Here is a 22347-nt window from a genome sequence, read left to right as displayed (position 1 = left end):
TTGATGGTCGTGACGATGGCCGCCATTGCCGACGTGATCCCGCCCGCGGAACGCGGCCGCTACCAGGGCCTGTTCGGCGGCGTGTTCGGCCTCGCTACCGTGCTTGGGCCCTTGCTGGGCGGGTTTATCGTCGAGCATCTTTCATGGCGCTGGATCTTCTACATCAACGTGCCGTTAGGCGTCGTGGCGCTGATCGTGATCGGGCTGGTGTTCAAGCCCCATGTGACACATGTGAAGCATAAAATCGATTACATGGGCGCAGCGTTTTTGGCTACGTCGCTCACTTGCATCATCCTTTTCACCAGTCAGGGAGGCACATTGCTGCCCTGGAGTTCGCCGCAACTATGGTTCACGCTGGCGCTCGGGGTCATCGCGATGGGCGGTTTCATCTACGAAGAACGTCTGGCAGATGAACCAATTATGCCGCTTGGTCTCTTCAAGGAGCGCACTTTTATATTGAGCGGGATGATCGGGTTCATTATTGGCTTTTCGCTGTTCGGCGCGACCACGTTCCTGCCGCTCTATCTGCAGGTGGCGAAGGGTTCGACGCCATCGCAAGCCGGTTTGCAGATCCTGCCCATGATGGCCGGCGTGCTTTCAACGTCCATCATCAGCGGCCGGATCATCAGCAAGATTGGCAAGTACCGCTGGTTCCCGATTTGCGGCACGGCGCTGGTGGCGGTTGCGATGTTCCTGTTGTCACGGCTCGAACTCGCCACGCCGCTGCACATCATGTACCTGTACATGTTGCTGCTCGGCCTTGGACTCGGGATGGTGATGCAGGTGCTCGTGCTGGCGGTGCAGAACGCGGTGCCGTTCAAGCATATCGGCGTGGCGACATCCGGCGCGACACTGTTCCGGTCGATAGGCGGTTCAGTCGGCGTCGCCACGTTCGGCGCGATTTTCTCAAACGGCTTGCAAAGCCGGCTCGCCAATGCCCTTCCGGCGAACACCGAACTGCCGCGTTCGATGGGGCCCGCGATGGTGCATCAGTTGCCTGCGGCCATGCGCGAGGTTTATCTCAACGCCTTCGCCGGCTCCATGCATGTGGTGTTTCTGGTGGCGAGCGCCGTTGTAGTGCTGGCGTTTGCATTGTCCTGGTTCATGCAGGACCGGCCGTTGCGGAACTGATGAATTGCGAGGGTGCGTCGGCTTTGGATTCGATTCGTTTGGTATAAGCTGACGCACTTTAAATCAGTCGCAATTCAGGATATCCGCACCATGAAACTCAAGCACGTGATCATCGTCTCGACACTCGGCGCATTCGCCCTCATTTCAAGCCGCGCATTCGCCGAAACCTATCACTTCGGCGAAGGACAATCGTCCGTATCGGGCGGAAGCACGAAACATCACTCGTCTGCGCCCAAGCATCGCAAGCACAGCAAGACGCGGAATACCGCGTCGTGATCTTCGCATCGTGAGGTCACGTCGTTGATGCAATCCCCGCAGGAAAGACCTGTCAGCGAAGACCGGTTCTGTATGGATGCCGCTGGCGCTCAGTTGTGGCGCATCGCGCCACCAACGCGCCCCAGACACGGGCGCACATGCGCATTGCCGCACCACTTCTGAAGTGTCCACACTCGAGCACATGCGGACCGACTTTGTCCGTTATGAACCGCGCTGACAAATAAAGACATGAGATAAGTGCATTCGAGACATTGCACGTCTCGCAAAAGCCGCTTGTCCAAAACAGGCCTGATACTCGCTCTTTACGAGGCTGACTTCACTCAGCCCTCGTAGGTATCAGCCATGCACCAGCGCCAGGCGCAACGCAAAATCCCCGTCACCGTGATTTCCGGTTTTCTCGGCGCGGGCAAGACCACGCTCGTCAATCACCTCATGCAACAACACACGGGCGGCCGCATTGGCGTGGTCGTGAACGAGTTCGGTGAAGTCGGTATAGACGGTCAATTGATCGTCGCCGAAGAAGAGGCGCTGATAGAAATAAATAACGGCTGCGTGTGTTGCACCGTGCGCGCCGACCTCGTAGCGAGCGTGAAAGAACTCCTTGCACGATCGCATGCGGGGATCGAAAGACTGATCGTGGAAACGTCCGGGCTTGCCGACCCCGCGCCGGTGCTTCAGACCTTCCTTGCGGACCCCGACTTGCGGGAAGCAGTGGAACTCGAGTCAGTCGTGACCGTGGTCGATGGGCACCACTTCGGCCAGCAACTCAACGATGAAATCGTCCGCGAGCAAGTCGCATTCGCCGATGTGATCGTGATCAACAAGATCGATCTCATCGATCAACTCGCGTTGCAGCAACTCAAACTCCAGATTCGCGCACTCAATCCGACTGCATCCATTACTACCGCAAGTCATTCACGCGTTGCCGCTGATTCGCTGCTCGGCGTGCGGCGCTTCTCATTGCCTGCGCTGCTCGAACTGGAACCCGATCTACTCGATGAAAACGCGCACGACCACGAGCACGATGTGTCGATTCAATCATGCGCGTTGATCGAGACCGGCGCGCTCGATCCGGACCGGTTCAATCGATGGATCAATCAGCTTGTACAGGAACGCGGGCAGCAACTCATGCGCATGAAGGGCGTGTTGCACTTTGCGTCGGAGCCGCGCCAGTTTCACTTTCATAGCGTTCATATGCTTCTGGAAGCGCGCCCCGGCCGCGTATGGCGTGCGGATGAAACGCGTGAAAACAAGTTTGTTTTCATTGGCCGCGATCTGGATATGCCACGTCTTCGGAAAGCGTTCGTAGATTGTCTTTGCCCGTCGTGAATTTCTAACCTCAAGGAGCCTGCAATGAAAAAGTCTGAAGCGTTCACGCTTAGCATCGGTGTCCTGGCTGTTGTCGATACTTATGTCACCGCCACCGTCTTTCCAGTCCCGGTATGGGTGACGTTTATCGCGTGGGCGTCGTTCTTCGTGGTCGGCGGCGGGCCAGCCGGGTTCGTTCAGAGCGTTGCATCGAACCTGGTCGGGCTTGTCATTGCATCGCTCTCGCTGCTCGCGATCGCAAGCTCGGCACAGACGCCCATCATCGCCGCTATATGCGTAGGCGTAGGCAGCGCGGCAATGGTGCAGGCATCGAAGCTCAAGTTGCTCAACGTTCTGCCTGCGGTGGTGTGGGGCTTTGCATCGACGGTCGGCACCACGGTGGCAACGGGCAAGGCCATCACGACTGCGGGCATTCACAATCCTGCGCTCGTCGCCGCGGCCGCGCTGATTACCGGTGCGCTGTTCGGCATCGTCTCGGAAGTGCTCGGCGATGCCCTTACGCGCAAGCCCGAACCGCAGCTCAACTGATTTCACGGAAAGGAGAGTAGAGAATGAAACTCCAGCACAACCTCGGCGGACTCGAGAATCTCGGCCCGGTAAATGTGGAAACGAATGTGTTCGTGCAGCCATGGGAGAAACGCATCTTCGGCATCCACACCGTGATGATGGCCGAGAGCACGCACCTCGCTGACGCGCTGCCACGCTATCCCGTCGCCGAGTTGCCCACTACATTCAAGAACACGTGGACATGGGCGTCCCTGCGTACCGGCGCCGAAGGAATGCAGCCGTTCGAGTACTTCAAATATCGTTACTACGAGAAGTGGCTGATGGGCATTTCGCAGTTTTTCATCGATGAAGGTTATGTATCGGCTGACGAGCTCGACGAAAAGACTCGCCATTTCCGTGCTAATCCGCAAGCTGCACTTCCGGATCAACCCAACCCAGCGATCGCCACGCAAATCAACGCGTATCTGGTGAAAGGCGACTCGGGCTTCCACGAGTTCAAGGAGGCGCCGCGTTTCGCAACAGGCGCGCGCGTGCGCGTGGCCGACCCCGACGCGGTGGATCACACGCGGCTGCCGGGGTATTTGCGCAACAAGGAAGGAACGGTGGATCTTGTTTATCCCGGCGCATTTTCCTACTTCGTGTCGACGGGACCAGACGGAATCGGTCACGCGATGCCGGTGTATCGCGTGGCGTTCGATGCGGCGGATATCTGGGGCAAGGAGAAAAGCGAGCCCAACACGACCATCTACGCCGATCTGTTCGACGCCTATCTGCTTGCCTCCGACTGACATCTTCACCATGAGCCAGGAACCGACAACATGAGCGAACTATTCAAATACGACGATGAACGCGAAGCCGCGAGTGCAGCAAGGGTTCGCGCGCTGGAGGCGCTGCTGATCGAGAAAGGTGTGCTCGGCAGCGATTCCGTCGACACCGTGCTCGGCCATTTCGAAACGATTGCTGGACCGTTCAACGGCGCACGCATCGTGGCGCGCGCCTGGGTGGACCCGGCATTCAAGCAACTCCTGATAGACGACACACCCAAAGCCATTGCGTCCATGCAACTCCCGCAAGGCATGGATGGCGCCGAAGGCGAGCACATGGCGGCGGTCGCAAACGGCAACGGCGTGCACAACCTGATCATCTGCACGCTGTGCTCGTGTTATCCATGGCCGGTCCTCGGCTTGCCACCGTATTGGTACAAGGACCCTGTGTTCCGTGCACGCGGCGTGCGCGAACCACGTGCGGTGCTGCGCGAATTCGGCGTTCCTGTCGCGTCGGAAACGGAGGTCAAGGTCTGGGACAGCAGCGCGCAGATCCGATGGTTCGTCATACCCGAACGACCCGCCGGAACGGACGGCATGAGCGAAGATGAACTGGCTGCCCTCATCACGCCGGAAGCGATGATGGGCGTGGCGCTCGTGCCTTCGCCATTATCCGCAACATCGGTTGCGGCCTGATCATGTTCACGCGCTTCGAGGAATACGCCGCGTCGAGCATGCTCGGCCAACCTGATTCGCCGCCACGTCTGCAAGGCAAGTTTCTCTTTGACAAACCCTGGGAACGCGAAGTCTTCGGCCTTGCGCTGTCGTTATCGAAGGCCGGTTATTTCGAATGGGAAGCCTTCCGGCAGAACCTGATCGAATCCATTGCGCAATGGGAGGACGGCTATTGCGAAGGGCAACCGCGCTGGGACTATTACGAACGCTTTTTTGTCGCACTGAAAAAAACGCTCATAGAGACAGGCGTGCTGTCGGCTTCCGAAATGGCACAGATCGATGCGGTATTCGCAGATGCCGGCGCCTGAGCGATCACTTATTCACATCCGGGCTCACCCCCTCTGGAGATTCACATGATGAACGAAGCTGTACTCGATCCGATTGCACTCCCCTCGCCGCTACCCGTTCGCGAACTGATGCCGTGGGCCATTTTTGGCGGCCTGATCATGCTTCTTGCCATCTACTTTGTCGGCGCGGAAGAAGGCGCTACATCGTTGGTTCCGGGAATGTACGTGCATGAATTTGTCCACGACGGCCGGCATTTGCTCGGCTTTCCCTGCCACTGACAAGGAGCGTCCCATGGTCGGTAAATTATTGGTGCGCGGCATGCTTGCGGGAATCGCCGCCGGCTTGCTGACTTTCAGTTTTGCAAAGATCGCAGGCGAGCCGCAAGTCGATCAGGCGATATCGTTCGAGCAAAAAGCGGATGAAGCCAAAGGCGAAGCGCCCGAGCCCGAACTCGTCAGCCGTCACACGCAGGCGGGCATCGGATTGCTCACGGGAGTGCTTGCGTATGGCGCGGCGATAGGCGGATTATTCGCACTAAGCTTTGCCGCGATGATCGGCCGGGTCGGCAAGCTTGGCGCGAAACCATTGTCCGCACTGATCGCGCTCGGCGGCTTCGTGGTCCTGGTCGTCGTGCCCGGGATCAAGTATCCGGCTAATCCACCATCGGTCGGGGACCCGGAGACGATCGGCTTCAGGACCGGTCTCTACTTCCTGATGATTGCCATTTCCCTGGCAGCGATGGTGTTTTCGCTTGGCGTTCGACGCGCTGCGCTAAGTCGGCTTGGCGCCTGGAACGCGTCTATTATTGGCGGTGCACTATTTGTCGTGGTCATCGCCGCCGTGCAGATTGCGATGCCCGCAATCAATGAAGTGCCAAGCGCTTTCCCTGCGGTGCTGCTCTGGAAATTTCGCCTGGCGGCCTTCGGAATGCAGGTGATCATGTGGACTGCGCTGGGGCTTTTATTCGGAGCCCTCGCAGAGCGAAGCCTGTACAGCGTGTCATCGCGGCAAGCCATGCCGCGGGCTTACTCAAACGGTTAGTCGTCGAATCCTGGGACTGCGTATGCGCAAGATCACCGTCGCTATGGTGTTGTTTCCCGGCTTTCAGTTGCTCGATATCGCAGGCCCCAAGGATGCGTTCGCCGAAGTTCGCATCCTGAGTCACGGGGAATGCGAGTACGAGATGCTGACAGTCGGGACCACTCGCGGTTCCGTACGGTCATCGAGCGGCCTCACGGTCGTCCCCGACAGGACGATCTTCGACCCGTGCCCGCAGTTCGATACGGTCATCATCCCTGGCGGCCTCGGAATCTTCGAAGTGCTGGAAGATTCCACGCTTAGCGAGTGGCTCGTCAGGCAACGCCGTCTTAGCCGCCGTATCGCCGCGATTTGCAACGGCGTCTTCGCGTTCGGTGCGGCAGGCATGATCGACAACCGTACCGTCACCACTCACTGGATGGACGCAGCGCGCCTCGCCACCATGTTCCCGAAGGCGAATGTCGAACCCGACCAGATCTATGTCAAGGACGAAGGAATTTATACGACTGCGGGCGTGACAGCGGGTATCGACCTGGCGCTGGTGATGATCGAGGAGGACTTCGGCAAAAAAATGGCGCTGGATGTCGCCAAGTATCTGATCGTGTATGTCCGGCGCGCGGGAGGTCAATCTCAGTTCAGTCCGCTGCTGGAAACCCAGGGTACGGCCGATTCGCAGATCCAGCCCGTCAGGCAGTACTTGCTCGACAATCTTCATCTGCCGCACACCATGACATCGCTTGCCCAGCGGCTGAACATGAGCGCGCGCAATCTATCACGGGTTTTCAGCAAGGAATGTGGCGTCAGCCTTATCGCGTTTCTCAACGACGCACGTATCGATGCCGCCCGGCGTTATCTCGAGAGCACGGACCACGCCGTATCCGTGATCGCGCGGCGCTGCGGCTTCGAAAACGCCGATACGCTCAGGCGCACATTCAGCAAGCGCCTGCATATCAGTCCGATGGAATACCGCCAGCGGTTCCGGTCCAACGATCTGGGCAATGCCGAAAGTGGTTCGAAAAGGGACCGGGTGTCCGAGAAGGTTTGATCAGCGGGTACGGCCACGCGGGGCGACGAGCGGCCCTGTTCCATTCATTTCGCGCTAGCATGCATTCCACTGAATTGATGACCGGAAGGCATGCCAATGAGCTTCGACGAAAAAATACTGAACGGCATGGGCGTATTGAGTGCGATCGTCAACAGCGGCAGTTTCGCCGCTGCGAGCGAGGCGCTCGACATGTCGCAGTCCGGCGTCAGCCGTTCCGTTGCGCGACTCGAAGCGCGGCTCGGCATCAGGCTCTTCGACCGGACCACGCGTTCGGTGACGCTCACCGACGAAGGCCGCCGTTTCTACGAACAAATCGTGCCGTTGCTGAGCGGGCTTGAAGAGGCGGCGGCATCGGCGTCGCTTGGCGCGAGCGCCGTGCGCGGACGCTTGCGTGTGAATATCGATCCGTTTTTCTCGCGTCTCTTTCTCGGGCCGCGGCTGGGTGCGTTCGTCGAGAAGTATCCGGAACTGCAACTCGATCTGATCACGCGCGATCAACTCGGCGATATGGTCGCCGACGGTTTCGATCTCGCCGTGCGCTTCGGCGAACCGCGCGAGTCTGCACTGATCGCAAGGAAGCTGCTCGATACACGCATCATCACGGTGGCGTCGCCAGGGTACATCAAGAAGTACGGGCGGCCACTCGCACCTGTGGACCTCGAACGCGAGCCGCATACATGCATCAACTTTCGCGACCCCGAAACGGGCCGGCCGTTTCCGTGGGAGTTTCATCGCGGGAAGAAGAAGGTCGTCATCGCAGCGCGCGGCCGGCTTAGCGTCAACGACGTCGGCACCATGCACGGCGTGTGTCTTGCGGGTCATGGCATTGCACAGGTGCTGGCACTCGGTGTCGAGCAGTTGCTCGCAAGCGGCCGGCTGATCGACCTGTTTCCCGACTGGGCCGATGAAACTTTTCCGCTTTATGCGGCTTATCCGTCGCGTCATCATTTGCCGGCGAAGGTGCGTGTGTTTTTCGATTTTCTGGTGTCACTTACCGGCGTGCCGCTTGAGGACAACGCTTAGCCACTAAAAAATCTTCCACGTCCGCCTAAGGATTTATTCCGTCTCCCGACAAAAAATATTCGCGCGATCACGGAATAATCCACAAGCTTGATCGTTTAGGTGCTCCGTCGAACACCAGTCAAGACGATTATTAGTTAGGAAACCCTATAAGATTCCGGTGGAAATACTTTGGAATAAATCATTCGATGCGCGCGTTCAGAGTGAGACGTTCGGACGCTTGAAGGAGACAGGCAACCGGCTGCGGAGGCAGACGGCGCCCGTGTCCGGCGAATCCATGTCGTCTGTCGGCCGTGCTTCAAAAACGAAGCGACCGGCGGACATCACTCATACTCGCCAGGAGGAAAATTCCAATGAAACTTAAGCAAAAGCTTGCCTTGTCCGTGATGCTTGGACTCACCGTTGCAACGCTCGCAGCATGTGGCGGCAGCGATTCCAACTCGAACAACAACGCGGCGGTGACGGGTCCATTCAAGACCACGTTGCTCGTCTCCGACGGCAGCACGCCGGCCGCTCATACCGACGCCAATCTGCAAAACGGCTGGGGCATCGCGTTCAATCCGACGGGTGTGATGTGGGTATCGGACAACGCCACGAGCAAGTCCACGCTGTACGACGGCAACGGCGTGCCGCAATCGCTCGTGGTCAGCATTCCGGCCGCTGCGAACGGCCGCGCGGGAGGCCCGACCGGCATCGTGTTCAACACGAGCACGGAATTCCAGATCAGCGCGAACGGCGCCACGAGCAACGCGCTGTTCATGTGGGCGACGGAAGCGGGCACCATCGCGGGCTGGTCGCCCAAGGTCCTGCCGACCACTGCTGTCATCGGCTTCGATGACGGCGCCGGCGCCGCGGTCTACAAGGGCCTCGCAATCGGCAAGAACGCGACCGGCAATTTCCTGTACGCGACCGACTTCCACAACAACAAGGTCGATGTCTTCGACAAGACTTTCAACAAGGTCCAGCTTGCCGGCAGCTTCCAGGACCCGTCGCTGCCTGCGGGTTTTGCGCCGTTCGGCATCAACGTGACGGGCACGACGGTCACCGTAACGTATGCGAAGCAAGGCACCGATGGCTCCAGACAGGTCAACGGCGCAGGCAACGGCGTGATCGATACCTTCGATACCGATGGCCACTTCATCAAGCGCATCGCCTCGGGCGGCGCGCTGAACTCGCCCTGGGGTATCGCGATGGCGCCGGCCAATTTCGGCGCGGTGAGCAACGACCTGTTGATCGGCAACTTCGGCGACGGCACCATCAACGCGTTCGACCCGACAAGCGGCGCGTTTATCGGCGCATTGACGCAGGCGGACGGCACGCCGATCAGGCAAACGGGCATCTGGGGCATGTCGTTCGGCAATAACGCCGCAAGCCAGCCGACCAACACACTGTTCTTTGCAGCCGGTCCGAGCCCGACCACCGGCATTTACGGCCGTATCGATGCGCAGTAAGCAGAGCGGGAACTGTCGCTGCCGCCGACAACCGGCGGCAGCGATTTACCCCAAACAAATATTACCGTTTTACCTGCACAGCCTGAAAAGGCCCGTCAATCAACGGTCTTGAGATTTACTATCGGGGCTTTCACTAACTCCCATATTTTTTTGGCTTGGTAACCTGCTGCGATTCTGTTGCGGACACAATCCGCGGAATGCAAGCCGTCCGGCGGTGAGGGGCCTCGCGCCGGACGAACCTGGACACCAACCTGTCCAGGACGTACTGACCACCTTTGGAGTAAAAACAGTGAAAAAACTGCTCGCGGCTTTGACGATCTCTCTGCTTGCCGTCACATCGATCACCTCCGTCACCGCCAATGCGAAGGATTACTCGACCATCCGTTTCGGCGTCGACGCCAGCTACGCCCCGTTCGAATCGAAAGGTCCGGATGGCAAGCTGGTCGGATTCGACATCGATCTCGGCAATGAAATCTGCGCGCGCCTGAAGGCGAAGTGCGTATGGGTGGAAAACGACTTCGACGGCATGATCCCGGCGTTGAAGGCCAAGAAGTTCGATGGCGTGCTTTCGTCGATGTCCATGACGCCGCAGCGCGCCGAACAGATCGCTTTCTCGAGCAAGCTGTTCAATACGCCGACGCGCCTGATCGCGAAGAAGGGCAGCGGCATCCTGCCGACGGCTGATGGCCTGAAGGGCAAGACGGTCGGTGTGGAACAAGGCACCATCCAGGAAACCTATGCCAAGACCTACTGGGCATCGAAGGGCGTGACGGTTACGCCGTACCAGAACCAGGACGGCGTGTATGCCGACTTGCTGGCTGGTCGTCTGGACGCAGCGCTGCAGGATGCAGTGCAGGCTGACGTGGGCTTCCTGAAGACCCCGCGTGGCGCCGGTTATGACTTCGTAGGCAAGGATCTGGTCGATGAAAAGATTCTCGGCAACGGCGCGGGTATCGGCCTGCGCAAGGAAGACACCGACCTGAAGGCACAGATCGACAAAGCAATTGCTTCGATCATCAAGGACGGCACGTACAAGAAGCTTGAAAAGAAATACTTCGACTTCGACGTGTACGGCGGCTAAACAGCGCCTAAGTTGTTTCAAAGACGGGCTCCGCGATATTGCGGAGCCCGTTTTGTTTTAGCGGTCCACGCACGCTGCGTGGGGCAACGGGGCCGTTTTCAGCTAAGATCGAAGGTCCGGAGCAGGCGGCGCCGGGGTCGAACCGGGCCTGCAGCACGCGCCGCGACTTTGGGTTCACACGCCGCCCCGCTCTCCTGAACACGCCGACACAACCCATCGAAGCGCGAAGCCTTAACGGCCCGTCGCGCGTCCGACCACCATGCAAACCAAAACGCACACCCTGATTTCCCCGTCGCTTGGCACCACCCGCAATATCCTGAGCTTTCACTACGGGCCCGGCGGCGGTGAGAAGATCTACATCCAGTCCTCGCTGCACGCCGACGAGTTGCCCGGCATGCTGGTCGCATGGCGCTTGCGCCGTCAGCTTGCAGAACTGGAAACCGCCGGTAAATTGCGCGGCGAAGTGGTGATCGTGCCGGTGTCGAATCCTATCGGGCTGAACCAGAACATGCATGGCAGCTTGCTCGGCCGGTTCGAGCTCAATAGCGGTCACAACTTCAACCGTAATTTCCACGATCTCGGTGCGCTGATTGCGTCGCGTATCGAAGGCCGGCTCACGGGCGATATCCGTGAAAACAAGCTCGCCGTTCGAGAAGCCATGCGCGCCGCGCTCGACGAACAAACGCCGCAAACCGAACTCGAATCGCAACGTCTCGCGCTGCAAAAACTGTCGTATGACGCTGATGTCGTGCTCGACCTGCATTGTGATCTCGACGCCGCGCTGCACATCTACACGAACCCGGACATCTGGGAAGAAGTCGAGCCGCTCGCGCGCTACCTGGACTCGAAAGCGTCGCTGCTTGCGCTGAATTCGGTGGGCAATCCCTTCGATGAAATCCACAGCTTCTGCTGGTCGGATCTGCGCACTAAATTCGGCGAGCGCTTTCCGATCCCGAACGGCGGCATTTCGGTGACCGTGGAGCTGCGCAGCCAGCATGACGTATCGTATGAATTCGCCGATGCCGACGCTCAAGGCATCATCAATTACCTGATACATCGTGGCGTGATCGATGCACCCGCGCCCGCCATGCCGGAGTTGTCGTACCCGGCGACGCCGCTTGCCGGGGCCGAGCCGATTGTCGCTCCTGCGAGTGGCGTGCTCGTGTTTCGCGCGAAGGTGGGCGCTATGGTGAATGCGGGTGAGGCGGTCGCAGATGTTGTTGATCCTCTTTCCGATACTGTTACCACGCTGTACAGCACCGTTTCCGGTATTTTGTATGCTCGGCAGATTGCGCGGTTTACTACTGCAGGGATGGAGGTGGCCCGGATTGCAAGTGCTACCGCGTTCCGGACGGGGTCGTTGTTATCGGCTTAGGGGTTTGCTGGCGCTGGTTTGGGGTTGGGGCAGTCGTTCTGCTTTGATGCCGGGTTGCTGCTTCTTAGGTCTTTGCCCAACGAGCAGCAACCCAACACCATCTCCGACCACTAAAAAACAACTGCCCTGCCTGCCCGCGCCAGCCTACCCCAGAGCGCCACCCCGCCCCCCACCCAAACCAGAGGCCGGCCGAATCGCGCTGCCATACGTCTCGACGATCCGCCGGTCCTGTTCTTCCGGCGAAAACTGCTCCCATTCGATACCGTTGATATCACGCGTCTTTGCAAAACCTGCCGCCGAATCGTCTTCAAAACCGATGTGCCGCAGTAATCCCACTTTCGCCGGATCGCTTGTTTCATTGATCGAAAAATTCAGCAACTCGGTGCGCCACATTGCATAGGCACCAGGTACCACCGCGGTAGGCGCCTGACCGAGACGGTGTGAATAATCCGCAATGGAAGCATCGAGGCTGCCAACGGCGAGCGCAATGTGGAATCGTTTCATGGGGCGGCTCCTGGTGGCTGAAGGTTGTTGATCGTGCAGCCACTCTAGCGCCTGAACCGCAGCACAAACAGTTGGGCGTTTATCCCGGTATGGCGTCTACCCTGCCTGCAGAAGGAACGCCGCTTGCGCGCGTCATGTTGTCACTCACCTACGGAGATCGACATGACAGACAAGCCAACCGACACTACCTACGCCGGCCGATCGCAGGAAGAACGCCGGGCACAGCGCAAAGGCGAAAAGCAGCGCGCGCAAGAGCAGCCAGGCGGTTCGATGGCCGAAAAGGGCACGGAACCCGACAAACACAACAGTTCAGGCAACTTGTCCGATGAAGGAAAAAAAGCCTGGCAAACGGGTTCAGGCATCGACGGAGGCGGCAAAACCTGAAGAACCCGACACTGCGCCGGGGTCTTGTGGTCGAGAAAACGTGGAACAATGGTGGCTTCGTGACTTCGCTACAAGCATCTGGAGCCTTTGATGAGCGCCACGCGCAACAACCCCGACGCGTCCCCGGACATCCACGCTGATCACGCCGACGGTGCTGATCGTCCGAGCCGTGAAGAAGCAGAAGCTGCCGTTCGTGTGCTGATCAAATGGGCCGGTGACGACCCTTCGCGCGAAGGCCTGCTCGATACACCCGCACGCGTGATCCGGTCCTACGAAGAGTTCTTCGCGGGCTACGCGCAGAATCCGCGCGACATCCTCGCGCGCACGTTTTCCGAAGTGCAGGGCTACGACGAGATGATCGTGTTGAAGGACATCCGCTTCGAAAGCTATTGCGAACATCACATGGTGCCGATCATCGGCCGGGCGCACGTGGCGTATCTGCCGCGCGAACGCGTAGTGGGAATTTCGAAGCTGGCGCGGCTCGTGGATGCATTCGCGAAGCGCCTGCAAATCCAGGAAAAGATGACGGCGCAGATCGCCGATACGCTCGAAGAAGTGCTTCAGCCGCTAGGCGTGGGCGTGATCCTCGAGGCATCGCATCAATGCATGTCCACGCGTGGAGTGCATAAAGCGGGCGCGTCGATGGTGACATCGCGCATGCTCGGCACTTTCCGCGACGATCCCTCCACACGTCGCGAATTCCTCGCAATCGTCGGGCATTCGAGCGGCTTCAGCGTATCGAATAGCTGAAGCCGGGGCGTGCGCTTCAGGCGCCGGCTTCCGGTGCACCGCCCTCGCCCACTTCGCGGACCTTGCCCTGCGAGACACTGCTGCCAGGCGGCACGCTGTGGGTCAACCACACGTTGCCGCCAATCACCGACCCACGCCCGATCGTCACGCGCCCAAGAATGGTCGCGCCGGCGTAGATGACCACGTGATCTTCCACCACCGGATGCCGCGCGTTGCCCTTGACGAGGACACCGTCGTTGCCGGCCGGAAAGCTCTTCGCGCCGAGCGTCACCGCCTGATACACGCGCACATGTTCGCCGATCACGGCCGTCTCGCCGATCACGACACCCGTCCCGTGATCGATGAAGAAGCTCGGCCCGATGGTCGCGCCCGGATGAATGTCAATACCTGTCGCCGAGTGCGCAATCTCGTTGATGAAGCGCGCAAGCAGCGGCACGCCGAGCTTGTGCAACGCATGCGCCAGCCGATGATGCGTCATGGCCCAGACGCCCGGATAGCACAGCAGGATTTCAGTGATGTGCTGCGCGGCCGGATCGCCGGTGAATGCGGCCTGGATATCGCTTACCAGCAGTGCACGGATGCCGGCCAACTGCGTGCCGAATTCCCGTGCAAGTTCGAACGCGTGCGTGCCGAGTTCGGCATCGCTGAGATCGTGATTTTCAGGAAGGAAACGCAGCGCGCGGCGAATCTGTTCAGCAAGCAGGCGTAGCGTACTTTCGAGCGTATGACCGACGTAGTAATCCACGCTTTCGGCCGTCAGGTCAGCGGCGCCATAATGCGTGGGAAAGAGGGCGGCCCGCAAGCCGTTGACGATCTTGATGATCGCTTCACGCGACGGCAACTCTCGTATGCCGAGCGGATGTCGCGTGCGATGCAATTGCTCGCGCGACGCGCGCAGGTCGGCCACGATCTGGTCGAGGCCCCATTCGTGGGATGAAGCTGAAGCTTCGGGAAAAACGGTTTTGGGCATGTCTTGGGGCTTGAGCGGTGGACGCCGTGACGGCACGTTCTAATCGATCCCCGAGATTAACCGTTTTTTCGGCGATATGCCGGACCGGGTACACGCCCTATTCCGCCACGTCCGGTCGACGTTCCCGAAGCACTCAGGACTTTGGGTCTACCTTGACATGGCTTGCGTCGATCCACCGGACAGCCCAGTCGCGGGCATGGGCAATGGCTTCGTCGGCATTGCCGAAACGCAGGTCGGCGGGAAAAAAACGGTTGGCGACCAGTTCGCCGTCGCTCGAACGCGAGATCACTACGTACGGCTGAAAACAGCCATCGCCCTGACGCGCCGGCGCACAATTAAGCAGATATCCGCGATGTGAAAATGCATCGTCATATTGCACAGATCACCCCCATATTTTAAGTGCCTCGCTGGATTCGCGATGGTCGTCTCCTGCTCGCTCGTGCGCACATCATGGGTACGGTCTGGACCCTCCGGTACCGTGCACAGGCCCCGCGAACAACAAATCATACTCTTGCGAAATCTCATGTTCGACTGAAAAAAATCGATCGCGCTTGGAACATTTACTGATGATTTATCCCGTTGGTTATTCCATATGCTCGCTGCAAGGCCCGCGTGCGTTCCGGAATACTTCTTGCGTCCTATACTTGCGTTAATCAAGTCAAGGCGGAGTGAACCATGAATAATGCGCAGAATAATGAGTCGCAGGACAAGCAAAAGGAACGCGCGGCGGACAGTCCGCTGAAGAAGCCCGAGACGGAAACTGCGCACGCCAAGACGAGCGATGTCGCCGCTGCAGCACAAAGCAATCAGGCAGGTCCGCGGCAAGACGGGGAAACACCCAAGGCATCGAAAGATGAAGGTGGCCCGATCAGCGATCTCAACATCACGCGCCACGCAATCGATGTGCTCAACGACGACACGCTCGACGACACCGTCGACGCCGACAGCAAGAACCATGATGCCGCGAGGGATGAGTTCCTGATCGAAGAGAATCCGAATGCGTTCGTTGGCGTGAACGCGTCGCTCGTCAATTCGCATTTCGAACAGGGCGATGGCCTCGGTGGTTTCGACAGCCGCCCTGCGCGTAACGGCCTTGCGCTCAAACTGGAAAATGGTTTCAGCGTCGTGGATAAAGGCATGATCGCGCCCGATGCGGAAGAGGTAGAACGTCAGTACGACTTTGTTGACCGCGATGCCCGCGGCGACACCTTGCGCGGACGCAAGCACTTCGCGGTCAATCACGTCCGCCCGTCGAGGCTGATCGAAATCCAGCGGCGCGATAAGTCCTGATCGCAATGCAACTTTCCGTCTCCAAGAAAAAACCGCGCCGAGCGCGGTTTTTGTTTATTTGGTTTTCGACTTGTCCTTGTCGCCGTCCGATTCAATGCGGGTCACGCCGCCTGTCGAAGGCGGATCGCTTGCCGGGAACGTGTCTTCCACGGCCTTGTCGACATCCTCCTCTGTGCGCTCCGAATGCGGGTTTTGTTCCTTGGGTTCGTTGGATTGTGCGCTGCTCATGAATGCTCCTCTGTCATCAACTTCGTTCGATCCGGTTCGCCGGGTCAGTGTGTAAAGCCTGCCATTGCGACGAACGAGCTTGCAATGAGGCAGTGCCGCCGCCGCTTTTCCGTTCTGCTGAGGCCAACGACCGACACTTGCTTTCTTCAGGCAAATCCGCTCCCAGCGGGCTTGAAGGCACTGAAAGCAAGCGATGTTCCCAACTTGGGATGCGCCTGGCATGCCTTGTGCGTTGAGAGGCCGGGGTCAAACAAAAGCTTTGAAAATTCTAGAAAAAGTACGCCACGGGACCAGACATGACTACGACCAATACCTACTCGAACGAAGCCGCGCCGCAAGGCGCGTCACGCTCGTTCGATCTGCGCGCACCCTGGACACAGCAGGCGCTTTCGACCGCTATCGCGTGTCTGGGCATCGCCTACGTCTTCTCGTGGGCCGAAATGGGACTCGCGTTGATGGTGGGTCCGGACGAGCCTCTGGCGCCGCTGGTTGCATCGCGAATACTCGTTGGCGGCTTGTATGTCTGCGTGGCAATGCGCTTGCAGTGGGCGCGCTGGACAACCGTTGCACTTGGCCTTGCGTCGGTCGCCTTCGTGGGTCCCATGCTTGCCGCAGAGTGGAGAATGTTCCCCACGGCAGCCGTCGTTACCGGTGCGGTGCTGGTGGCAAAGCTGGCGGCATCGATCTTCCTGCTGTCGCCGGACGCATCGCGCGAACACAGCTAGCCGTTTGCAGAAGCCGCAGCTTGTTCAAGCGGCCGTGAAAACGCACAATGAGAGCCCGTTTCTTTTTCGATGAGCCTCTCATGAAAATTGCCGTCATCGGTGCAACCGGCACAGTAGGCCGTGCCGTCCTCGCCGAATTCGCCCCGCGTCATGAAGTGTTCGAGATCGGCGCCACACGCGGCGCGCATCGTGCGGACCTGACGAATCTCGACAGCGTGCACGCGCTTTTCAAAACGATCGGACAGGTCGACGCCATCGTCGCCACCGCCGGTCACGTATATTTCGGCGAGCTTTCCCAGATGACCTCGGAGCAATTCCGCATAGGCCTCGATGACAAACTCATGGGCCAGGTCAATCTCGTACTCCACGCGCAGCGCTATCTGAATGACGGCGGCTCGTTCACGCTGACGAGCGGTATCGTGGGCGATGAGCCGATCAAGTACGGCGCGAGCGCGGCTGCGGTAAACGGCGCGATTGAAGGTTTCGTGCGCGGCGCGGCGATCGAACTGCCGCGCGGCCTGCGCATCAATGTCGTCAATGCAACCATGCTGGAAGAAGCGCGTGAAGCCTTCGGCCCGTACTTCCGTGGCTTTGAAGCCGCGTCCGGCGCGCGCGTCGCGTTGGCCTATAGCCGCAGTGTGGAGGGCCTCGAAACCGGCCGCATTTACAAGGTTCGCTGATAACGGATATTCGTGAGCCGGACTTCGATGTGTGCATCGTTATTTGAGCGAAGTCCGCTACTGGTCACCGTGCGCCACGCAAGAACGTCAGGCGCGCGGCGCCATGAAATGTCATCCGCCTTTCACGCCCTGCGTGTTGACGTAGAGTGAATAAAGGCCGTGACTTGCAGCCATGAACAAGCGGTTGCGGTGACGGCCGCCAAAACATACGTTCGCGCAACGTTCGGGCAACGCAATATGTCCGATCGCTTCGCCTTGCGGCGTAAAGACGCGCACGCCGTCGAGCTCGTCGCTGCCCATGCCCCAGCCGCACCAGAGGTTGCCGTGGATATCGACACGAAAACCATCGGGCGTACCGTCCCGTGCGTCGATCACCACGCGCGAGTCCTTGAACGAACGACCGTCGGGCGCCATTTCGTATGCAAGGATTTCGCGCGGCGACGCGCGTGAATCGACCACATAAAGTACGGACTCGTCGGGCGAAAACGCGAGTCCGTTCGGACCGGCAAGATCCGAAATCATCAGGGTGATCTCGCCGCTTTGTCCATCCACGCGATACACCCCCGGCGTCAACTCCGGCGACTTGTGCTCACCTTCATAGAATCCATCGATACCAAATGTCGGATCGCTGAACCAGATGGAGCCATCGGACTTCACGATCAGGTCGTTGGGCGAATTGAGCGGCTTGCCCTCGTATTGATCCGCGATGACCGTAATCGATCCGTCGTACTCCGTGCGCGTCACGCGGCGCGTCAGATGCTCGCACGTGACAAGCCGGCCCTCGCGGTCCCGCGTGTTGCCGTTCGCGTTGTTCGAGGGCTTGCGAAACGTGCTGACAACGCCGGTTTCCTCGTCCCACCGAAGCATGCGGTTGTTCGGAATGTCGCTCCACAACAGCGAGCGCGAGTCGCCGAACCAGACCGGGCCTTCCGACCATCGAGCGCCCTGATACAAACATTCCACCGATGCCGCCGCCACGCGCAGCTTGTTGAATCGCTCATCGAGCACGCGAACGGCGGGATCGGGATAACGGCGCTCCATCAAGATAAAGTCTCCTTTTAGTTGGGTCCAAGTTCGCCATCGCGCAAACGCCAGAGGCTCAGCGGATTGTCGTCCTGAAGTGCAAGCGGCAGCAAGGCCGCCGGCAAATCCTGATAACACACCGGCCGCAAGAAACGCTCGATTGCCATTGCGCCCACCGATGTAGCGCGGCTGTCGGAGGTCGCCGGATACGGGCCGCCGTGCACCATTGCATACGATACATCGACGCCCGTTGGAAAACCGTTCGCAAGAATGCGGCCGGCCTTGCGTTCCAGTATCGGCATCAGGCGGCGAGCGAAGGGCACGTCATCGTTTTCGAGTTGCAAAGTGGCCGTCAATTGCCCTTCGATACGCTGCGCCAGGTCCAGCATTTCGTCTTCATCGCGGCAGGTCACGATCAACGCAGTCGGCCCGAAGATCTCGTCCTCCAGATGCGGCGTGTCCGCAAAACGCTCGGCGTTGACGGAAAACAGCGCGGGCATTGCGGCAAAGGGCGCCTCGGTTTCGGCGCCCGTCGCAATGCGCTCGACGCCGGATTTATCGCGTTGCGCGATGCCTTCCTCATACGCCTTCGCAATCCCGGCCGTGAGCATGGTCTGAGCGCCCTTCTTTTCCAGCGCGCTCACCGCATAGTCAATAAAACCCTGCAAATGCGGCCCTTCCAGCGCAAGCACGAGCCCGGGGTTTGTACAGAACTGCCCTACACCCAGCGTGACCGAATCCACGAAGCCGTTCGCGAGCGACTCGGCACGCGCGGCCAGTGCGCCCGGCAGCACGAAGAACGGATTGATGCTGCTCATTTCCGCGAAGACGGGGATCGGTTCCCGCCGTTTCGATGCAATATCGATCAGCGCAAGACCGCCGCGCCTTGAGCCCGTGAACCCCACGGACTTGATGGCCGGATGCGCGACGAGCGCTTCGCCGATCTCGTTGCCCGCGCCCACCACGAGCGAAAACACGCCCTCCGGCAAACCCATGTCCGACACCGCTTTTTGTATCGCGCGGCCTACCATCTCGGATGTACCCAGATGCGCGGGATGCGACTTGACGACGACGGGACATCCGGCAGCAAGCGCGGCAGCCGTGTCTCCGCCGGCCACTGAAAACGCCAGCGGGAAATTGCTCGCGCCGAACACCGCAACCGGGCCTACCGGTATCTTCTGCAGACGCAGGTCGGGACGCGGCAACGGCTTGCGATCAGGCTGCGGCGAATCGAGCGTGGCGCTCAACCAGCGCCCTTCGCGCACGAGCGATGCAAACAGCTTCAACTGCCCGACCGTGCGGCCGCGCTCGCCTTCGAGTCGTGCCTTCGGCAATGCGGATTCGGCATGCGCGCGTTCGATGAGCGCATCGCCCAGCGCCACGATGTTGTCCGCGATCGCTTCGAGAAACTGCGCGCGCGTTTCAAGCGCAGTGAGCCGGTAAACATCGAAAGCGAATTCGGCAAGCTCGGCCGCGCGTGCAACTTCCTTCGCGCCGCCCCCGCCGAACGCCGGTTTCAACTCGACATTGCGCGCGGGATCGAAGGCGTGCAACGTTGCATCCGTTCCGCGCACTGCAGTTTTCCCGATCAGCATTTCGCCCGTGATCTGCATGTGAAATCTCCTGAAAACAGCGGATAAATCGTTGACGGCTCGTCATTCAGAATTCATCTACCGACGACGGACCGCATCGCAGCGCGCTTTGTCACGTGCGCGGTAAATGACCGGAATGCCTGTAATTCGCGAGCCACCCCAAACCGTCGGACGTCCCGGCGCGCGGCCGGTATTCGCACCCGATCCAGCCGCTGTAACCAAGTGAATCGATAAGATCGAACAGGTACGGATAATTCACTTCGCCCGTATCCGGCTCGTTCCTGTACGGCACGCCCGCAATCTGAATGTGGCCGATACCCGCATTGCGCCGCTTCATGTCGCGCCGCAACTTGACGGCGAGATCGCCTTCCGTGATCTGACAGTGATAACAATCGAACTGGACCTGCAGGTTCGACGCACCGATTTCGCTGCAGATGGCTTGCGCCTCGTCCTGCCGGTTGAGGAAAAAGCCCGGCATGTCGCGCGTGTTGATCGGTTCGATGACGATCGTCACATGGGCGGATGCCGCCATGTTGGCCGCGAGCGCGAGATTCTTCAGATACACCTCGCGATGCTGCTCGCGCGACTGCTCCGGAGCAATGAGACCAGCCATCACATGCAGCTTGTCATTGCCGAGAATGCGCGCATAGTCGAGCGCAATGTCCATGCTGCGCCTGAATTCATCCTCACGTCCCGGCAGCGAGGCAAGCCCGCGCTCACCGCCGCTCCAGTCACCCGGCGGCGCGTTGAAAAGCGCTTGTTTGAGGGCGTTATCGTCGAGTTGGGTTTTGATGTCCGACGGCGGAAATTCGTACGGGAACAAAAATTCCACGGCCTTGAAACCGTCGCGTGCCGCCGCCGAAAACCGGTCGATGAACGCGTGCTCGTTGTACATCATGGTGAGGTTGGCAGCGAAACGCGGCATGACGATCCTCCTGATGGGACAAGACGGTTGCTCACGGCGTGCAACTCTTGCGCCCGCTCTCATCGATGATATTGCGCCCCTCCACGCCGCCGAGGCTCAGTGGAAACCCTCGCCGGGACGCACTTTACGCAGATGAAGCCTGGTCAAGGAGCGCAAATGCATCGCGGATTTCCGATGCATCGTTTGGCCGGACCAGCCGCGCGACTTCGCGCCCGTTGTCCATGAAGATCAGCGTGGGCCAGAGTTTGACCCGAAATGATCGTCCCAGCGGCCGGCCGCTGCCGTCCTCGATCTTGAGGTGCCGCATGTCGGCGTGGTCCTTGAACGCCTCCGCTATTGCGGGCTGCGCGGCTTTGCAGTAACCGCACCAGTTGGTGCCGAACTCGATCACCGTCGGGCCCGCAAAAGCATCGACATCCGCACGCGCCGGCGCGTCTGGTGTGTATTCGGTTGCCATCGCCATGAGTGTTGCTCCTTTTATCGGATCACTGACATTCTATTGGGCGGCGGGTTTGCGCGCTTGGCGTGGCTTTCTTGCGCGCGGGCGGTGGTCCGGCAGGTTTCTTGCTCCAGTGCTGCACCTCCCCGCCACGTCTGTACATGCCAGCTTCTTCCACACGCCTGTCGTTCTCCAGCCAGCTAGCCTTCTTCTGGGCGCTGGTGGCAGTCATGTGCGCGCTGCTTTGCGCCCTCGTGCTGTTCATGGCCCAGGAAAACGCGGGACGGCGTATCGACATCGCTCGCGAGCGCAGTCTGGCCGGCTGCCAGGCAGTGGCGTCGCGCTACGATCTCTCCATCGACAGAACCGGCGGCGCCGATCATCTCGATCCGCACGCCGATCTGATGCACGCCATTCTCGATGTCGTGCTGGCGCAGATGTCCGGCGTGGAAGGCGGATTCTGGCGCAATGCAGGCACTGACCGGGGCGTGTTCGATGCGTATGCATTCCCGACCTACGAGGGCAGTGGCATCAAGCGCGATGTGCCCGACGCCGAAACGCCTTTGATCCTGCGTACGCTGCGCGCAGCGGCGATCAAACAAACGGCGCTGACGGATGTCGTCAGTGGTCAGCAAGGCGCGGTGATCGTGACGGCGTGTACGATCCCGCACCACCCGGCGCTGCTCGCGTGGACGCTCAGGCTCTTGTCGGTGAAATTACCTGATAACGTGCCGGCGCGAATCGCTCCGAATGTATGGAAGCCGACCGTTGCAGAATCAGTGAACGCGCCATCGGTA

28 protein-coding genes and 1 pseudogene are annotated in these 22347 nt (G+C 59.7%); 20 read left to right on the top strand and 9 right to left on the bottom strand.

Going from position 1 to position 22347, the window contains the following annotated elements:
• The 14 genes from ACRXB1_RS09040 to ACRXB1_RS08975 all read left to right on the top strand — a co-directional run.
• Window positions 1-1131, top strand: a 1131-nt coding sequence (locus ACRXB1_RS09040) for an MFS transporter (RefSeq protein ID WP_449491809.1), incomplete at its 5' end; no start/stop codon positions are given.
• Window positions 1132-1221: 90 nt separating this feature from the next.
• On the top strand, window positions 1222-1407 hold the full coding sequence (locus tag ACRXB1_RS09035; RefSeq protein WP_144022075.1) for a hypothetical protein: 186 nt from the start codon (window positions 1222-1224) through the stop codon (window positions 1405-1407).
• A gap of 342 nt (window positions 1408-1749) precedes the next feature.
• The gene (locus ACRXB1_RS09030) at window positions 1750-2736 is read left to right on the top strand and encodes a CobW family GTP-binding protein (RefSeq protein ID WP_449491808.1); all 987 of its coding nucleotides are present in this window, start codon (window positions 1750-1752) and stop codon (window positions 2734-2736) included.
• Between the two features lie 24 nt (window positions 2737-2760).
• On the top strand, window positions 2761-3264 hold the full coding sequence (locus tag ACRXB1_RS09025) for a DUF1097 domain-containing protein (RefSeq protein ID WP_062003336.1): 504 nt from the start codon (window positions 2761-2763) through the stop codon (window positions 3262-3264).
• 23 nt (window positions 3265-3287) lie between these two features.
• A complete protein-coding gene (gene nthB / locus ACRXB1_RS09020) occupies window positions 3288-4031 on the top strand; it encodes a nitrile hydratase subunit beta (protein WP_062003337.1) in 744 nt (247 codons plus the stop codon).
• A 30-nt stretch (window positions 4032-4061) separates the two neighbouring features.
• Window positions 4062-4703 (top strand): nitrile hydratase subunit alpha, encoded by a 642-nt coding sequence (gene nthA / locus ACRXB1_RS09015; RefSeq protein WP_449491807.1) that lies wholly within the window; start codon window positions 4062-4064, stop codon window positions 4701-4703.
• Window positions 4704-4705: 2 nt separating this feature from the next.
• Window positions 4706-5050, top strand: coding sequence for a nitrile hydratase accessory protein (locus ACRXB1_RS09010; RefSeq protein ID WP_062003339.1), 345 nt, complete (start codon window positions 4706-4708; stop codon window positions 5048-5050).
• Window positions 5051-5098: 48 nt separating this feature from the next.
• A complete protein-coding gene (locus tag ACRXB1_RS09005) occupies window positions 5099-5308 on the top strand; it encodes a CbtB domain-containing protein (protein ID WP_062003739.1) in 210 nt (69 codons plus the stop codon).
• A gap of 13 nt (window positions 5309-5321) precedes the next feature.
• The gene (locus ACRXB1_RS09000; RefSeq protein ID WP_062003340.1) at window positions 5322-6071 is read left to right on the top strand and encodes a CbtA family protein; all 750 of its coding nucleotides are present in this window, start codon (window positions 5322-5324) and stop codon (window positions 6069-6071) included.
• A gap of 22 nt (window positions 6072-6093) precedes the next feature.
• Window positions 6094-7113 carry a GlxA family transcriptional regulator gene (locus tag ACRXB1_RS08995; RefSeq protein ID WP_449491806.1) on the top strand — a complete coding sequence of 340 codons (1020 nt, stop codon included), beginning with the start codon at window positions 6094-6096 and terminating at the stop codon, window positions 7111-7113.
• 96 nt (window positions 7114-7209) lie between these two features.
• Window positions 7210-8136 (top strand): LysR family transcriptional regulator, encoded by a 927-nt coding sequence (locus ACRXB1_RS08990; RefSeq protein WP_449491805.1) that lies wholly within the window; start codon window positions 7210-7212, stop codon window positions 8134-8136.
• A 350-nt stretch (window positions 8137-8486) separates the two neighbouring features.
• Complete coding sequence (locus ACRXB1_RS08985; protein WP_449491804.1) at window positions 8487-9584, top strand: TIGR03118 family protein; 1098 nt, start codon at window positions 8487-8489, stop codon at window positions 9582-9584.
• 289 nt (window positions 9585-9873) lie between these two features.
• Window positions 9874-10665 (top strand): ABC transporter substrate-binding protein, encoded by a 792-nt coding sequence (locus ACRXB1_RS08980; protein ID WP_062003344.1) that lies wholly within the window; start codon window positions 9874-9876, stop codon window positions 10663-10665.
• A 259-nt stretch (window positions 10666-10924) separates the two neighbouring features.
• Window positions 10925-12040, top strand: a complete 1116-nt coding sequence (locus tag ACRXB1_RS08975; protein ID WP_062171540.1) for a succinylglutamate desuccinylase/aspartoacylase family protein — start codon at window positions 10925-10927, stop codon at window positions 12038-12040.
• A gap of 144 nt (window positions 12041-12184) precedes the next feature.
• On the opposite strand, the gene ACRXB1_RS08970 is transcribed toward ACRXB1_RS08975, so the two are convergent.
• On the bottom strand, window positions 12185-12544 hold the full coding sequence (locus tag ACRXB1_RS08970; protein ID WP_449491803.1) for a hypothetical protein: 360 nt from the start codon (window positions 12542-12544) through the stop codon (window positions 12185-12187).
• A gap of 162 nt (window positions 12545-12706) precedes the next feature.
• Between ACRXB1_RS08970 and ACRXB1_RS08965 the strand changes: the two genes are divergently transcribed.
• Together ACRXB1_RS08965 and folE are read left to right on the top strand one after the other, a co-directional pair.
• Window positions 12707-12928: a hypothetical protein gene (locus ACRXB1_RS08965; protein WP_062003347.1), complete on the top strand. Its 222-nt coding sequence runs from the start codon at window positions 12707-12709 to the stop codon at window positions 12926-12928.
• Window positions 12929-13018: 90 nt separating this feature from the next.
• Window positions 13019-13678, top strand: a complete 660-nt coding sequence (gene folE / locus ACRXB1_RS08960) for a GTP cyclohydrolase I FolE (RefSeq protein WP_062003348.1) — start codon at window positions 13019-13021, stop codon at window positions 13676-13678.
• Between the two features lie 16 nt (window positions 13679-13694).
• On the opposite strand, the gene epsC is transcribed toward folE, so the two are convergent.
• Together epsC and ACRXB1_RS08950 are read right to left on the bottom strand one after the other, a co-directional pair.
• On the bottom strand, window positions 13695-14648 hold the full coding sequence (gene epsC, locus ACRXB1_RS08955; protein ID WP_062171544.1) for a serine O-acetyltransferase EpsC: 954 nt from the start codon (window positions 14646-14648) through the stop codon (window positions 13695-13697).
• 133 nt (window positions 14649-14781) lie between these two features.
• Entirely contained in the window at window positions 14782-15027 is a 246-nt protein-coding gene (locus tag ACRXB1_RS08950) for a hypothetical protein (protein WP_056363872.1), read from the bottom strand.
• Between the two features lie 296 nt (window positions 15028-15323).
• Between ACRXB1_RS08950 and ACRXB1_RS08945 the strand changes: the two genes are divergently transcribed.
• Window positions 15324-15938 (top strand): DUF3005 domain-containing protein, encoded by a 615-nt coding sequence (locus ACRXB1_RS08945; protein WP_062171546.1) that lies wholly within the window; start codon window positions 15324-15326, stop codon window positions 15936-15938.
• Window positions 15939-15992: 54 nt separating this feature from the next.
• On the opposite strand, the gene ACRXB1_RS08940 is transcribed toward ACRXB1_RS08945, so the two are convergent.
• Window positions 15993-16166 (bottom strand): hypothetical protein, encoded by a 174-nt coding sequence (locus ACRXB1_RS08940; protein WP_449491802.1) that lies wholly within the window; start codon window positions 16164-16166, stop codon window positions 15993-15995.
• Window positions 16167-16462: 296 nt separating this feature from the next.
• Between ACRXB1_RS08940 and ACRXB1_RS08935 the strand changes: the two genes are divergently transcribed.
• Both ACRXB1_RS08935 and ACRXB1_RS08930 read left to right on the top strand, forming a co-directional pair.
• Complete coding sequence (locus tag ACRXB1_RS08935; RefSeq protein WP_449491801.1) at window positions 16463-16891, top strand: hypothetical protein; 429 nt, start codon at window positions 16463-16465, stop codon at window positions 16889-16891.
• Window positions 16892-16971: 80 nt separating this feature from the next.
• Window positions 16972-17571, top strand: coding sequence for a short chain dehydrogenase (locus tag ACRXB1_RS08930; protein WP_449491800.1), 600 nt, complete (start codon window positions 16972-16974; stop codon window positions 17569-17571).
• A 111-nt stretch (window positions 17572-17682) separates the two neighbouring features.
• Here ACRXB1_RS08930 and ACRXB1_RS08925 read toward each other — a convergent pair whose 3' ends face one another.
• The 5 genes from ACRXB1_RS08925 to ACRXB1_RS08905 all read right to left on the bottom strand — a co-directional run bounded on the left by ACRXB1_RS08925 (window position 17683) and on the right by ACRXB1_RS08905 (window position 21782).
• Window positions 17683-18612 (bottom strand): SMP-30/gluconolactonase/LRE family protein, encoded by a 930-nt coding sequence (locus tag ACRXB1_RS08925; protein ID WP_062171552.1) that lies wholly within the window; start codon window positions 18610-18612, stop codon window positions 17683-17685.
• Between the two features lie 17 nt (window positions 18613-18629).
• The gene (locus tag ACRXB1_RS08920; protein WP_449491799.1) at window positions 18630-20207 is read right to left on the bottom strand and encodes an aldehyde dehydrogenase (NADP(+)); all 1578 of its coding nucleotides are present in this window, start codon (window positions 20205-20207) and stop codon (window positions 18630-18632) included.
• Between the two features lie 91 nt (window positions 20208-20298).
• Window positions 20299-21111 carry a 2-oxo-tetronate isomerase gene (gene otnI / locus ACRXB1_RS08915; protein ID WP_174362337.1) on the bottom strand — a complete coding sequence of 271 codons (813 nt, stop codon included), beginning with the start codon at window positions 21109-21111 and terminating at the stop codon, window positions 20299-20301.
• Between the two features lie 124 nt (window positions 21112-21235).
• Complete coding sequence (locus ACRXB1_RS08910; protein WP_449491798.1) at window positions 21236-21574, bottom strand: thioredoxin family protein; 339 nt, start codon at window positions 21572-21574, stop codon at window positions 21236-21238.
• A 22-nt stretch (window positions 21575-21596) separates the two neighbouring features.
• Window positions 21597-21782: a hypothetical protein gene (locus ACRXB1_RS08905; protein WP_449491797.1), complete on the bottom strand. Its 186-nt coding sequence runs from the start codon at window positions 21780-21782 to the stop codon at window positions 21597-21599.
• Between ACRXB1_RS08905 and ACRXB1_RS08900 the strand changes: the two are divergent.
• Window positions 21781-22347: pseudogene (locus ACRXB1_RS08900) on the top strand (hypothetical protein); the annotation flags it as partial. The gene ACRXB1_RS08905 and the pseudogene ACRXB1_RS08900 sit on opposite strands and share 2 nt — an antisense overlap.

This window comes from Caballeronia sp. M23-90 (assembly GCF_053574605.1).
The sequence above is the reverse complement of the archived record's forward strand: the minus strand, read 5'-3'. Positions and strand labels throughout refer to the sequence as shown.